This is a genomic window from Kocuria sp. U4B (assembly GCF_054875615.1).
This window is the reverse complement of sequence record NZ_CM142180.1, coordinates 2546389-2559646: the sequence shown is the minus strand read 5'-3', so window position 1 is coordinate 2559646 and position 13258 is coordinate 2546389. Positions and strand designations below refer to the sequence as shown.

Sequence of the window (13258 nt, the reverse complement as noted above, 5' to 3'; positions counted from 1 at the left end):
GCGCGCGCCGACGGAGGCGCTGCCCGTGCCGCGGCGCCGGGGCCGCTACAGTGGTCCCCCGTGCCCAGCCTGCTCCTGTCCCGCCCCGCCCGCCCCGTGGGCGTCGCCACCCGCGGCACCACCGGCCCCAACCGGCTGCGCCGCGTGGACCGCTACCTCACCGGCCCCCTCGCCCCGGTGCTGCGCGGGGCCGCCGACCCGCTCGTCGTGGACCTCGGCTTCGGCGCCTCCCCCACGACCGCGGTGGAGCTGCGCGACCGGCTGCGCCCCGTGCGCGCCGACGCGCAGGTGCTGGGCATCGAGATCGACCCCGCGCGGGTCGCCGCGGCCCTGCCGCTGGCGGGCCCCGGGCTGGAGTTCCGGGTGGGCGGGTTCGAGCTGCCGACCGACGGGCGGGCTCCTGCGCTCGTGCGCGCGTTCAACGTGCTGCGCCAGTACCCGGTCGGCGAGGTCCCGGGGGTCTGGGACATGGTCCGGGACCGGCTGGCCCCGGACGGGGTGCTCGTGGACGGCACGTGCGACGAGATCGGCCGGCGCGCCGCGTGGATCTGCGTGGGTCCGGAGGGCCCGCGCACGCTGACGCTCTCGTGCCGCTTCGGCGCGGTCGAGCGGCCCTCCGACGTCGCCGAGCGGCTGCCCAAGGCCCTCATCCACCGCAACGTCCCCGGCGAGCGCGTGCACGCGTGGCTGGCCGCGCTCGACGCCGCGTGGCTCGCGGCCGCCCCCCTGGCCGCCTTCGGCCACCGGCAGCGGTGGATCGCGGCGTGCCGCACGGTGCGGGAGCAGGGCTGGCCCGTGCTGGACGGACCCGCCCGCTGGCGGCTCGGGGAGGTCACCGTGCGCTGGGCCGCCGTCGCCCCCTGAGCGCCCGGGCCGGACGGGCCCGGGGCGGGCTCACCAGTTGCTGGGACCCTTGGACTCCAGGCCCACGGCCGGGCGGACGTCGGCGAGGTACACGCCCACGGCCGTGCCCGCGATGAGCAGGATGAACAGGCTGGGCCGCTGCACCAGCAGCGTGAAGGCCGTGAACGCGAGGGAGCCGCCCGTGAGGGCAAGCCAGAACCCCTTGGTGCGCTTGAACGCCCGCTGGAACTGGATGGGCGCCTTCGTCACGCAGTCCACGAAGGCCCAGGCGGCGAGGCCCGCGACGACCAGCGCCAGGGCGATGTCGATCCAGCGCACGAGATAGAAGACCCAGGGGATGGCCATGATGCCGGGAATGTCCACGGGGTCAGCCTACCGGTCGATCCCGGACAGGGCGCGGTCCAGGTCCGCCCACAGGTCCTCGACGTTCTCGATCCCCACGGACAGGCGCAGCAGCGTCTCGGGCACGCTGTGCGGCTCCTCGTGGTGGCGGCGGCGGCGCTCCACGAGCGACTCGACCCCGCCGAGGGAGGTCGCCGGCGTCCACAGGCGCAGGGCGTCCACGGCCGCCTCCACGGCCCCGACGTCCCCGGCGGGGACGATCGCGACGACGGAGCCGAAGCCGTCCATCTGCGCGGCGGCCCGCGCGTGGCCGGGGTCCCCGGGCAGTCCCGGGTAGCGGACCTCGCGCACCGCGGGGTGCTCCGCGAGGCGGCGGGCGAGCTCGCCGGCCGTGGCCGTCGAGCGCTCGACCCGCAGGGCCAGGGTGCGCATCCCCCGCAGCGCCAGCCACGCCTCGAAAGGCCCGGGGATCGCCCCGTGCAGGGAGCGGTGCTTCTTCAACCGCCCGCGCAGCTCCGGGTCGGAGGTGACGGCCGCGCCGAGCACGACGTCGGAGTGGCCCGCGAGGTACTTGGTGACCGAGTGCACCACGACGTCCGCGCCGTGCTCCAGCGGTCGCTGCACCAGCGGCGTGGCGAACGTGTTGTCCACGCACGAGAGCACCCCGCGCTCCCGGGCCGCCGCGAGCAGCGCGGGCACGTCCGCGACCTCGAGCATGGGGTTCGTGGGGCTCTCCAGCCACAGTGCGTCCGCGCCCTCGAGGGCCGCCACGGTCTGCTCGGTGTCGGCGACGTCGACGGTGGTGACGCTCAGGAGCCCGCGCGCCTCGAGGTCGGAGGCCAGTGCGAGGGAGCCCTGGTAGCTGTGCCGGGGCAGCACGAGCCGACCGCCGGCCGGGACGAGGGAGAGCACCGAGGCGATGGCCGCCAGGCCCGAGGCGTAGAGCAGCCCGGGCAGCTCCGCCCGCTCCAGCCGCGCCAGCACGTCCTCGACGTCCTCCCACGTGGGGTTGCTGAACCGGCCGTAGGCGCGGTCGGCGTCGCGCAGCTCCCCGGAGCCCCGGTAGGTGGAGGTCAGCACGATCGAGGGCCCGACCGGGGCGTCGTGCTCGGGGGCGGGCCGCCCGCCGGCCACCACGACGGTGTCCGGGCGCAGGTCGGCGTCGTGGGCGGGGATGTCCTCGGGGCGCGCAGTCATGGCCCCAGGGTATCGGCCCGCCGGACCCGTCCGGACCCGCCCGCTCCACGTCCTGCGGGTGGCGGCACCCCGCCGTCCGCCCGGGTCGATACTCTTGGAGGGTGATCTCCCCAGCGGACCCCGCACCGGCCCCCGCCGCCCCCTCCCCCGCCCGTTCCGGGCGCGGGGTCTTCGTCGTGTTCGAGGGCGGGGACGGCGCCGGGAAGTCCACGCAGGTGCGGCGCCTGGTGGAAACCCTGCGCGCCGGGGGCCACGACGTCGTGCGCACCCGGGAGCCCGGCGGCACGCCCCTGGGCGAGACGCTGCGGGGCCTCGTGCTGGACCCGGCGCACGCGCCCGTGGACGCGCGCACCGAGGCCCTGCTGTTCGCCGCCGCCCGCGCCGCCCACGTCGAGCAGCTCATCCGCCCGGCCCTGGCCGCCGGGCGGACCGTCGTCTCCGACCGCTTCGCCGACTCCTCCGCCGCCTACCAGGGCGCCGGGCGGGGCCTGGGCGTCGACCGCGTCGCCGCGCTCAACGACTGGGCCACCGCCGGGCTCGTGCCCGACCTCACCGTCCTGCTCGACGTCCCCGCCGGGACCGGGCGCGCCCGCCGCGAGCTGCGCGACGGCCGCGACGGCGACCGGCTGGAGACCGAGCCGGACGCCTTCCACGACGCGAACCGGCAGGCGTTCCTCGCGCTGGCCGCCCGCGACCCGGGCCGCTACCTCGTGCTCGACGCCGTCCGGCCCCCCGAGGAGCTCGCCGCGGAGGTCGCCGAGGCCGTGCACGCCCGCCTCGCCGGGCACCCGCGGCCGGCCGCGGAGGTGGGCGCGTGAGCGTGTGGGACCAGCTGCTGGGCCAGGACGCCGTGGTGGCGCAGCTGCGCCGCGCCGCCCGGGAGGACCGGCCCACGCACGCGTGGCTGTTCACCGGGCCGCCCGGCTCCGGGCGCTCCAACGCGGCGCTCGCGTTCGCGGCGGCCCTGCTGTGCGAGCAGGCGGACCCGGACGAGCGCGGGTGCGGCGTGTGCCACGCGTGCCGCACGGTGCTCGCGAGCTCCCACGCGGACCTCACCCACTTCGTGACCGAGAACCCGCAGATCACCATCGAGGAGGCGCGCGAGCTCGTGGTGCGCGCCCAGGACAAGCCCTCGGTCGGGCGCTGGCGCGTCATGGTGGTCGAGGACGCCGACCGCATGGTGGAGCGCACCTCCAACGTGATGCTCAAGGCCATCGAGGAGCCGCCGCCCAGCACGATCTGGCTGCTGTGCGCCCCCAGCCCCATGGACGTGCTCGTGACCATCCGCTCCCGCTGCCGCCCGGCCACCCTGAAGGTCCCCGCGGTCGAGGACGTCGCGGAGCTGCTGATCCGCCGCCACGGGGTCCCGCGCCGGCGCGCGGAGGAGAGCGCCCGGCTGGCCCAGTCCCACGTGGGGATCGCCAAGCGCCTGGCCCTCTACGACGACGCCCGCACGCGCCGGCAGGAGGTCGTGTCCATGCCGCTGAAGCTCGCCGGGGTGCCCGACGCCGTGCGCGCCGCGGACCGGCTGCACAAGATCGCCGTGGAGGAGTCCCAGGCCGACGCCGAGGCGCGCAACGAGTCGGAGAAGAAGCAGCTGCTCGTCGCCCTGGGCGCCCCGGAGTCCGGGCGGGTGCCCCCCGCGATCCGCGGGGCGCTCAACCGGCTCGAGGCCGACCAGAAGCGCCGGTCCCGGCGGATCCAGACCGACACGCTCGACCGCTTCCTCATCGACCTCACCACGTTCTACCGTGACGTCCTGACCCTGCAGCTGCGCACGGGCTCGGCCCTCGTCAACGAGCACCTCGCCGAGCAGCTGCGGGACCACGCGTCCAACTCGTCCCCCGAGCAGACGCTGCACCGCATCGACGCGATCAGCCGGACCCGGGACCGGATCCGCACCAACGTCAGCGCGCAGCTGGCCTTCGAGGCGATGGCCGTCTCCCTGCTCTGACCCCGCCCGTCTCCCACCCCCAAGGAGCCCCCGTGAGCCGACGCCCCGCCCTCCCCCGCCGCGCCCGTCCCTCCGTCGCGGCGCTCACCGCCGCCGCCCTGCTCCTGAGCGGCTGCGCCGCGTCCGGGCCCGGGACGGGCGAGCCGACGTCGGGGGGCGCGAGCGGCGCCGTCGTCGAGGGCGTCCCCGAGGAGCTGCGCACCTTCTACACGCAGACCGTGTCCTGGGAGGACTGCGTGTTCGAGGTGGACACGCGCGGGGCGGACGAGGACCTGCAGTGCGCCGACGTCGAGGTGCCGCTGGACTGGGAGGACCCCGACGGGGAGGCGACCACCGTGGTGATGTCCCGGCTGCCCGCGGCCGGGCAGGCCCGCGGGAGCCTGCTGCTGAACCCGGGCGGGCCCGGGGTCTCCGGGGTGGACGCCATGCTCAACGCCGAGCACATGGTCACCGACGACGTGCGGAAGGCCTACGACGTGGTCGGGTTCGACCCCCGGGGCGTGAGCCGCTCCGCCGGGATCCGGTGCCTCGAGGACGCGGAGATGGACGCGTGGCGGGCCGAGCCGATGTTCGACCCCGGCGCCCGGCCCGCGCAGGAGATCCGCGACCAGTACGAGCGGATCGGCGCCGAGTGCGTGGCGAACTCCGGCGACGTCGTCGCCGAGATGGACACCGAGAGCGCCGCCCGGGACATGGACGTGCTGCGCGCCGTGCTGGGCGACGAGCGCATCACCTACCTGGGCTTCTCCTACGGCACCCATCTGGGGGCGAGGTACGCCGACCTGTTCCCGGAGCGCGTGGGCCGGCTGGTCCTGGACGGCGGGGTGGACCCGGCCCTGAGCAACGCGCAGGCCGTGGCGGACCAGGCCGCGGGCTTCGAGGAGAACCTGCGGCACTGGGTGCAGTACTGCCAGGCCGAGATCCGGGACTGCGCGGTCGCAGGGTCGGAGGAGGAGGCGACGAGACGGATCCAGCAGCTCATCGCCTCCGTCGAGGAGCAGACCGTGACCGTCCCCGACGGCCGCCGGGTCACCGCCACGAACGTGGTCGAGGGCATCCTCGTCCCGCTGTACTCCCCCGCGAACTACTCCCAGCTCAACGACGCCCTGCGCGCCGCCTTCGACGGGGACCTCTCCCAGCTGATGGCGATGTCCGACTACAACCACGGGCGCAACGAGCAGGGCGTGTACACCGCGAACACGACCCTCGCGTTCACCGCGGTCAACTGCCTCGACCAGCCGGACGAGACGCTCACCGACGAGCAGATGGCCCAGGAGCAGGAGCGCCTGGAGGAGCTGGCGCCGACCTTCGGCCCCTATCTCGGCTACGGGGAGGCCGCGTGCCAGGGCTGGCCCGTGGACGCGGCCGACGCCCCGGCCCCGCTCAAAGCCGAGGGCGCCGACCCGATCCTGGTGGTCGGCACCACCCACGACCCCGCGACCCCCTATTCGTGGTCCGAGGCGCTCGTGGAGCAGCTCGGCGCCGCGCGGCTGCTGACCTACGACGGCTGGGGCCACACCGCCTACACCTCGGGCAGCCCGTGCGTGCGGGAGGCCGTGGACGGCTACCTGCTCGAGGGCGCGCTGCCCGACGAGGGCACCACCTGTTCCTGATCCCGTCCGCTCCCGCTCCTCGGAGGCCCCTGTGACCGCTGCGCACCACGACCCCGGGACGACGGTGCTGCGCGCCGCCGACCTGCCCGTCACCCGGCCCGGAGGATGGGCCACGCGCGAGCTCGCGTCCGGCGACGGCTGGTCGCTGTCCCTGCGCGACGTCGAACGGCCCGGCGCGCTGCCGGCTGCCGCCGGGGCGGAGCGCGTCCTGACGGTGGTCGACGGCGAGCTGCTGGTCGTGTCCGCCGGCGGCGGGGAGCTGGCCCTGGAGCGCCACCGCCCGGGACGCACGGCCGGGGACGTCCCGCTCCCCGCGGCCCTGCCCACGGGCCCCGTCCGCGTCCTCGACGTCCTGGCGCACCGGGACGCCGTGCGCGCGCACGTGGTCGTGCTCGAGCTGTCGAAGCAGCGGCCGCACCCCGTGTTCGCGGACCAGCTCGCCGTCCTGCTCACCGGCCGCGCCGCCGTGGCCGCCGGCGGGCGGCGCACGGAGCTGGCCGTCTACGACGCCGTGCGCGGGACCGAGCCGGAGAGCCCGGAGCTGACGGGCCGGGGCTTCGTGGCGGTCGTGTCGCTGGACCCGGTCGCCGGTCCCGTCACGCCGACCTGAGCCGGGCGCCCCGGCGGGCGTCGGCCAGGAGGGCGGGGACGTCCCGGATCGAGTCGACGACCGCGTGGGCGCCGGCCGCGCGCAGGGAGGCGTCGTCGTGGGCCCCCGTCCGGACCCCGACGACGGCGGCCGACCCGGCCCGCAGGCCCGCCTGCACGTCGGCGGCGGTGTCGCCCACCACCATGACCTCACGGACGTCGCCGAGGTCCAGGGCCAGCACGGCGGTGAGCACCATGTCCGGCCAGGGCCGGCCCCGGCCCGCGTCCGAGGGGCACAGGCTGAGGTCGGCCAGCCCCATCCAGCCGAGCTGCTCGAGGATCGTGTTCTGGGTGTGCCGGTCGTAGCCGGTGGCCAGGCACACCCGGAGACCGGCCTCCCGCAGCTCGGCGACCGCCCGCTCGGCGCCGGCCACGGGCCGGACGCCCTCGGCGGCGAGCAGCTCGCCGAGGTGGCGCCCGAGGTCCCGCACGGCCCGCTGCGCGCACCGGGGCTCGTCCGCGAAGAGCTGCTCGAGGACCTCGGCCCTGGACCGGCCGAGGGTGCCGCGGACGTGGCCCAACATCTGCCGGAACCGCTCCGAGCCGGGGTCGACGCCGAGCCCGGCCACGGTCCGCGCGAAGGCCCGCTCCGTGAGCCCGTTGTCGTGGAACACGGTCCCGGACATGTCGATGAAGGCCAGGCGCAGCCCTCGCGCGGTCTCGGCCGGAATGCTCACTGGGGTCCTCCCGTCGTGGGTGCGGCGGGGCGGTGCACCGCCGCACCCTCCTCCTCGTGTGCCCCCATGGTGCGGACCCGGCCGGCGCCGCGGTAAGGCGCCCCGGTCGAAGCCCGGGTGAACCGGCGACGAACTCCCCCGGCGGCGCGCCGGGCCCCGATTACGGCGGCGTGGCGTCCTCTGCTACAGTTTCACGTGCACTGATCCCGTCCCGGACGGCGACGTGCAGGCCTCCTTAGCTCAGTCGGTAGAGCGTTTCACTCGTAATGAAAAGGTCGTCGGTTCGATTCCGACAGGAGGCTCGCGCAGCACGAAGGCTCCGGTCCCGCCAGGGACCGGAGCCTTCGTCGTTCCGGCGGCAGGCCCGGCCTCACGCGGTGCCGCGGACGGGCTCCCGCTCAGCGGCGGGCGCCGCGGCGGGGCCGTCGAGCGGCAGCGTGACGGTGAAGACCGTTCCCTCCCCCAGGGCGCTCTCGCACCGGATGGTCCCGCCGTGGTGCTCGACGATCTCCCGGGCCACGGCCAGCCCGAGGCCCAGTCCCGGGATGGCGCTCATCCGGGCGTTGTGGCTGCGCACGAACCGGCCGAAGACGTGCTCGGCGTCCTCGGGGCGCATGCCCATGCCCCGGTCGGCGACCTGCACCTGCACGGCGCCGCCGGCCGGGGACACCCGCACCGTCACGGGTCCGCCGCCCGGGGAGTACTTGATCGCGTTGGACAGCAGGTTGTCCAGGACCTGGCCGATGCGCACGGGGTCGCAAACGAGCTCCAGGCGCGGCGGGACCTCGACGCGTAGGTCGACGCCCGCCTCGGCCGCCCGCAGCTCCGCCGCCGCGGCGGACTGCTGGACGACCTGCACGAGGTCGGTGCGCACCGGCTGCAGCTCCAGCACGCGGGTCGCCGTGCCGAGCAGGTCCTCCACGAGGACGAGCAGCTGGTCCGCGTTGCGCTCGACCACCTCCAGACCGGAGCGGACGTGCCCGGGCAGCTGGTCGTCCATGGCCAGGAGCTCGGTGTAGCCCCGGATGGAGGTCAGCGGGGTGCGCAGCTCGTGCGAGACCCCGGCCAGGAAGTCGTCCTTGGCCTGGAGCGCGTCGACGAGGTCGGTGACGTCGTTGAACGCGAGGACGGAGCCCTCCGGGCGGCCGTGCTCGTCGTGCATCGGCCGGGCCGAGACGGAGAGCACGCGCTGGGCGGGAGGCCGCCCGGTCCACACCAGGTAGTCCGAGAAGGACTCCCCGCGCACAGCCCGCGCCGCCGCACGGTCCTCCGCCGGCAGGGGCGTCCCCTCGCCGTCCGCGTAGACCAGCAGGTCGGCCTCCGCGCCGTCGTGGACCCCGTCCGGCAGCGCCAGCTCGTGGATCCACCGCTGCCGGCGGTTCATGAGGATGTCGTGGCCGTCGGCGTCGACGGCGAGCACCCCCACGTCCACGGCCTCCACGATCGCGTGGAGCAGCCGCTCCCGGTGCGCGCTCTGCGCGAGCAGGCCCTCGAGCCGCTCGTCCTTCGCCTCGAGCTCCGCCTTCTGCTGCTCCATGCTCCGGTCCAGCACCTGCACGGTGAGCCCGATGGCCAGCATCATGAACGGGACGAGCAGCGGGTTGGACAGGGTGTCCGCGGTCAGCGGCACGTCCCGCACGAAGAGCGGCAGCCACACCATCACCAGGGTCAGCAGGGTGCCGAGCGGAACGGCGAGGCGGGGCAGCTGCCCGGAGGCGGCCAGCCAGATCACGGGGAAGGTGGCCAGCAGGCCCGCCCCCGTCAGGCTGGTCCCCACCCCTTCGCGGAGCAGGCCGATGGGCACGAAGTCCAGCACCGGCACGACGAGGAAGCTCGGGTACGGCAGCCGGTCCCACGGAACGGCGAAGCACAGCAGCAGCAGGACGGCGTTCAGGAGCATCGACAGCTGGAAGAGCGGCTCGGCCAGCACCGGGCGGTGGAAGACGCACACGCCCAGCAGCAGGAAGAGCATGGTCGCGGACAGCGGCAGCTGGGTGAGCACCACCCGGCCGCGCAGGGAGAGGGTGTGGAAGCTTACCTTGTTGAGGACGAAGGCGTTGAGGATGCGATCCACGGCGGGTCCTCCGACGAAGTTTTGGCCACCTCGCGGGGGTCGGGGTGACATTCGCAAAGATTAGCGGCTTAATTGAGCCATGACCCCCTCCCCCCAGGGTCGCCGTGCCGTGGTGATCGAGGATCACGACGACATCCGCAACCTGCTCGCCCAGACCATCCGCATGCGCGGCTTCACGGTGGCGACCGCCGCCACGGCCCAGGAAGGGCTGGACGCGGTCCGCCGCGGGGGCGCCGACCTCATCACCCTGGACCTCAACCTGCCCGATCTCGACGGCCTGGAGGTCTGCCGCAGGGTCCGCGAGTTCTCCGACGCCTACCTGCTCATGGTCACCGCGCGGCCCGGCGAGGCCGACCGGCTCAGCGGGCTGGAGCTGGGCGCCGACGACTACATCAGCAAGCCGTTCAGCCCGCGCGAGCTGCAGGCGCGGATCGAGGCGATGTTCCGCCGCCCGCGGGGGCGGGCCGAGCAGGCCGACGCCGAGGAGCTGCGCCGGGCCGCCGAGGTCCAGCGCAGCCTCCTGCCGCTCGGCACCCCCGCGGTCTCCGGCTACGAGCTCGCCGGGGCCTGCCGGCCCTCCCGCAGCGTGGGCGGGGACTTCTTCGACTGGCACGCCGCCGGGGACGGGGTGCAGCTGACGGTCGCGGACGCCATGGGCAAGGGCATGGGCGCCGCTCTCATCGCCGCCACCGTGCGCGCGGTGATGCGCTCCACGGCGCCACTGCCGGACCTGGCCGAGGCCTTCGCCGACGCCGGCCGCCACCTCGAGCAGGACCTGCAGCAGTCCGGGTCCTTCGTCACCGTCTTCTCGGCCCGGCTCGACGCGGAGAGCGGGGTCGTCGACTACGTCGACGCCGGCCACGGGCTGGGCCTGCACGTCCACGCGGGCGGGGTGGACCGGCTCCCGCCGAGCGGTCCTCCGGTCGGGGCCGTGCCCGGCAGCGGGTGGGTGCCCGGGCGCGTGTCGCTGGACCCCGGGGACGCGCTCGTCGTCGTCAGCGACGGAATGCTCGACGTCTTCGACGACGTCGAGCAGGCCGCGCGCGCCGTCGCCGCCTCCGTCACCGCCCACGCGGACGCCCGCGTCGCCTGCGAGGCGCTCCTCGGCATGGTCCCGGGGCAGGGCGCGAGCGACGACGTCACCGCCGTCGTGCTGCGCCGCCGCCCCGGCGCCGGTCCGTGAACCGGGTCCTCGTCCGGCTGGTCGCCCTCCTGACCGTCCTGCTGGGCGTCAACTACGTGGCGTGGCGGTGGCTGGAGTCGCTGAACTGGTCCGCGTGGTGGATCGCCGTGCCGCTGGTGCTGGCCGAGACCTACAGCCTCATCGGTGTGACGCTCTTCGGCCTGACGGTCTGGCGGCCCGAGCGCCGCGGCCCGGCGGGCCCGCCGCCCGCGGGCGCCACGGTGGACGTGTTCGTCACGGCCTACGACGAGCCGCCGGAACTCGTGCTGCGCACCGCCCTGGCCGCGCAGGCGATCCGGTACCCGCACAATACGTGGATCCTCGACGACGGCGCCCGCCCCGAGCTCGAGGCGCTCGCGGCCGAGCACGGGCTGGGCTACCTCACCCGCAGCGCCGACTGGGCGGACCGGCCCCGCCACGCCAAGGCCGGCAACCTCAACAACGCCCTGATGATGACCCAGGGCGAGTTCCTGCTGATCCTCGACGCCGACCAGGTCCCCGAGCCCGAGATCCTCGACCGGACCCTGGGCTGGTTCAACGACCGCAAGGTCGCCCTGGTCCAGACCCCGCAGTGGTTCGTCAACGTGCCCGAGAGCGACCCGCTGGGCAGCCAGGCCCCGCTGTTCCACGGCCCGCTCCAGCAGGGCAAGGACGGCTGGAACGCGGCCTTCTTCTGCGGCTCCAACGCGATCCTGCGCCGGGAGGCGCTGATGCAGCTGGGCCACACGGGCTACGTCCGGGAGGTCGAGCGGGACGTCAGGGAGTCCCTCGCCCGCGCCCGCGCCGCCCTCCGGAAGGCCCGCCGGTCGCCGGAGGCCGCCGATCCGGTCGTCGTCGGCATGCTCGACGACGTCGAGGCTGCCACGTCCCGGGCCCGGTCCGGGCTGCGTGCCGGCACCCCGCTGACCGAGATCACCTATCGGCTGCAGCGGGACGTGGACGCCGCCGCGCGACGGACGGTCACCCAGGACTTCACGGCCATCCAGGCGGACCTCGCCGAGATCGCGGCGCTCGAACTCCCCCCGGAGAGCGGGATGGTCTGGCCCGAGGAGCTCGAGGCCGCCGTGGACCGGATGTCCCGCCGCGACCTCTCCCCCTTGGCCTCCGTCGAGCCCGTCCGGGAGGTGCTCGAGGCGGTGTCCGTGGACCGGCCCGGCGAGGTCCAGCCGGTGGCGCCGCTGGCGACCATCTCGGTCACCGAGGACATGGCCACCTCCATGCGCCTGCACGGCCTCGGCTGGCGCAGCGTGTACCACCACGAGGTCCTCGCCCACGGGCTGGCCCCGGAGGACCTCAGGACCATGCTCGCCCAGCGCCTGCTCTGGGCCCAGGGCACGATGCAGGTGCTGCTGCGGGAGAACCCCCTCGTGCAGCGGAGGATGACCTGGGGACAGCGGCTCATGTACTTCGCCACGATGTGGAGCTGCCTGGCAGGCTTCGCGGCCGTGGTCTACATCGCCGCGCCCATCGTCTACCTCGTGCTGGGGGTCCTGCCGGTCACGAGCCTCAGTACGGACTTCTTCGTCCGGTTCGTCCCCTTCATGGTCGCCAGCCAGCTGCTGCTCGTCGTGGTGGCCCGCGGCATCCCCACCTGGCGCGGTCGGCAGTACAGCCTGGCGCTGTTCCCGACCTGGATCAAGGCCTGCACCACGGCCGCGCGCAGCGTGTGGTTCGGCCGGCCCCTGGGCCGGGCCGTGACCCCGGAGGCCCGCCAGGACGGCGGGCCGCCCTGGCGCCTGATCCGTCCGCAGCTGATCGCCATGGGGCTGCTGGGCGTCGCCCTGGTCGTCGGCGTCGTGCGCGCCGCGCTGGGCTTCAACGACCTTCTCGGCACGCTTGTCAGCACCGCCTGGGTCGCAGTCGACCTCGTGGTCCTGAGCGTGCTGATCACCGCCGCCAAGTACAAGGGGTCCGTCCCCGAGGAGAGGAATGCCGATGCAGTTCACGGTTGAGCAGAAACCGACGTTCGCCCACATCACGGGCACCGGCCGGCTGAACATGGTGGGCGCCCCGCGCCTGCGCGAGGTGGTGGCCGACGTCGTCGCCGACGGGTCGACCCACGTGGTGGTCGACCTGGGCGGGACCGAGTTCATGGACTCGTCCGGCCTCGGCGCCCTCATCGGCTGCCTGAAGCTGGCCCGCCAGGCCGGGGGCGACCTGCGCATCGCCAACGTCAGCCCGCAGGTGCGGATGGTGCTGGAGCTGACCAGCATGCACCGGGTGCTCACCCCCTACGCCAGCGCCGACGAGGCGTTCGCCGGTGACTGAGCCCTCGGCCCGCCGCTCCCGCCGCGGGCCCGCCACGGCCCAGACCGTCGACGCCCTGCACGGCGATCTCGAGGCCCTCTGGGGCGCCGCGGGCCACGTCCCGGAGACCGACCGGATGGCCTTCGCCCTCGCGGTCGTGGAGGCCGCCGGCAACGTCGTGGTCCACGCCGTGCCGGCGGCGGAGGCCCCGATCGAGCTCGAGGTGGACCTCGCCGCGGGCCCGCACCGGCTGGAGGCGACCATCTACGAGATCGGCGCCGCCCCGGCGCAGGTCGACCTGGGCGGGGCCATGCCGGCGGCGGACGACGAGTCCGGGCGGGGCCTCGCCCTCATCCAGGCCCTCGTGAGCCGGGTGGTCTTCGAGCGCCACGGGGACACGAACGTGTGGGAGCTGTGCCGGGAGTGCGGTCCGGACCCGGCCTAGCCGCGGTCAGGACC

The 13258-nt window shown here is 75.0% G+C and carries 13 protein-coding genes and 1 tRNA gene; 10 read left to right on the top strand and 4 right to left on the bottom strand.

Going from position 1 to position 13258, the window contains the following annotated elements:
• Positions 1-60: 60 nt before the first annotated feature.
• Positions 61-864, top strand: a complete 804-nt coding sequence (locus ACYSMR_RS12165) for a class I SAM-dependent methyltransferase (RefSeq protein ID WP_461745514.1) — start codon at positions 61-63, stop codon at positions 862-864.
• Positions 865-894: 30 nt separating this feature from the next.
• Here the strand turns inward: ACYSMR_RS12165 and ACYSMR_RS12160 are convergent, their stop codons facing one another.
• Both ACYSMR_RS12160 and ACYSMR_RS12155 read right to left on the bottom strand, forming a co-directional pair.
• On the bottom strand, positions 895-1227 hold the full coding sequence (locus tag ACYSMR_RS12160; protein WP_308222184.1) for a DUF2516 family protein: 333 nt from the start codon (positions 1225-1227) through the stop codon (positions 895-897).
• A 9-nt stretch (positions 1228-1236) separates the two neighbouring features.
• A complete protein-coding gene (locus ACYSMR_RS12155; RefSeq protein ID WP_461745512.1) occupies positions 1237-2403 on the bottom strand; it encodes a trans-sulfuration enzyme family protein in 1167 nt (388 codons plus the stop codon).
• 104 nt (positions 2404-2507) lie between these two features.
• On the opposite strand from ACYSMR_RS12155, the gene tmk reads away from it, so the two are divergent.
• From tmk to ACYSMR_RS12135, 4 genes are read left to right on the top strand one after another with little or no spacing between them, the layout of a single operon-like run.
• Positions 2508-3221, top strand: coding sequence for a dTMP kinase (tmk, locus tag ACYSMR_RS12150; protein WP_461748021.1), 714 nt, complete (start codon positions 2508-2510; stop codon positions 3219-3221).
• A complete protein-coding gene (locus tag ACYSMR_RS12145) occupies positions 3218-4357 on the top strand; it encodes a DNA polymerase III subunit delta' (protein ID WP_251333171.1) in 1140 nt (379 codons plus the stop codon). The genes tmk and ACYSMR_RS12145 overlap by 4 nt, the downstream gene beginning before the upstream one ends.
• Before the next feature lie 32 nt (positions 4358-4389).
• Complete coding sequence (locus ACYSMR_RS12140; RefSeq protein ID WP_461745509.1) at positions 4390-5970, top strand: alpha/beta hydrolase; 1581 nt, start codon at positions 4390-4392, stop codon at positions 5968-5970.
• Between the two features lie 31 nt (positions 5971-6001).
• The gene (locus tag ACYSMR_RS12135; RefSeq protein ID WP_309125415.1) at positions 6002-6580 is read left to right on the top strand and encodes a HutD family protein; all 579 of its coding nucleotides are present in this window, start codon (positions 6002-6004) and stop codon (positions 6578-6580) included.
• Here the strand turns inward: ACYSMR_RS12135 and ACYSMR_RS12130 are convergent.
• Positions 6567-7295: an HAD-IA family hydrolase gene (locus tag ACYSMR_RS12130; RefSeq protein WP_461745506.1), complete on the bottom strand. Its 729-nt coding sequence runs from the start codon at positions 7293-7295 to the stop codon at positions 6567-6569. The genes ACYSMR_RS12135 and ACYSMR_RS12130 overlap by 14 nt on opposite strands.
• Before the next feature lie 229 nt (positions 7296-7524).
• Here ACYSMR_RS12130 and ACYSMR_RS12125 point away from each other — a divergent pair.
• Positions 7525-7597, top strand: a tRNA-Thr gene (locus tag ACYSMR_RS12125).
• Between the two features lie 68 nt (positions 7598-7665).
• Here the strand turns inward: ACYSMR_RS12125 and ACYSMR_RS12120 are convergent.
• A complete protein-coding gene (locus tag ACYSMR_RS12120; protein ID WP_309125413.1) occupies positions 7666-9369 on the bottom strand; it encodes a sensor histidine kinase in 1704 nt (567 codons plus the stop codon).
• A 79-nt stretch (positions 9370-9448) separates the two neighbouring features.
• On the opposite strand from ACYSMR_RS12120, the gene ACYSMR_RS12115 reads away from it, so the two are divergent.
• From ACYSMR_RS12115 to ACYSMR_RS12100, 4 genes are read left to right on the top strand one after another with little or no spacing between them, the layout of a single operon-like run.
• Positions 9449-10552, top strand: a complete 1104-nt coding sequence (locus ACYSMR_RS12115; RefSeq protein WP_461745503.1) for a PP2C family protein-serine/threonine phosphatase — start codon at positions 9449-9451, stop codon at positions 10550-10552.
• Positions 10549-12504 (top strand): glycosyltransferase family 2 protein, encoded by a 1956-nt coding sequence (locus ACYSMR_RS12110; RefSeq protein ID WP_461745501.1) that lies wholly within the window; start codon positions 10549-10551, stop codon positions 12502-12504. The genes ACYSMR_RS12115 and ACYSMR_RS12110 overlap by 4 nt, the downstream gene beginning before the upstream one ends.
• Positions 12488-12820, top strand: coding sequence for an STAS domain-containing protein (locus tag ACYSMR_RS12105; RefSeq protein ID WP_251333178.1), 333 nt, complete (start codon positions 12488-12490; stop codon positions 12818-12820). The genes ACYSMR_RS12110 and ACYSMR_RS12105 overlap by 17 nt, the downstream gene beginning before the upstream one ends.
• A complete protein-coding gene (locus ACYSMR_RS12100; protein WP_461745499.1) occupies positions 12813-13244 on the top strand; it encodes an ATP-binding protein in 432 nt (143 codons plus the stop codon). Before ACYSMR_RS12105 ends, ACYSMR_RS12100 begins: the two co-directional genes overlap by 8 nt.
• The last annotated feature ends 14 nt before the right edge of the window (positions 13245-13258 follow it).

Excerpts from the sequence above, each read along its gene's own strand:
- ACYSMR_RS12155 (WP_461745512.1), bottom strand. The coding sequence starts at position 2,403 with ATGACTGCGCGCCCCGAGGACATCCCCGCCCACGACGCCGACCTGCGC.
- ACYSMR_RS12115 (WP_461745503.1), top strand. The coding sequence starts at position 9,449 with ATGACCCCCTCCCCCCAGGGTCGCCGTGCCGTGGTGATCGAGGATCAC.
- ACYSMR_RS12105 (WP_251333178.1), top strand. The coding sequence starts at position 12,488 with ATGCAGTTCACGGTTGAGCAGAAACCGACGTTCGCCCACATCACGGGC.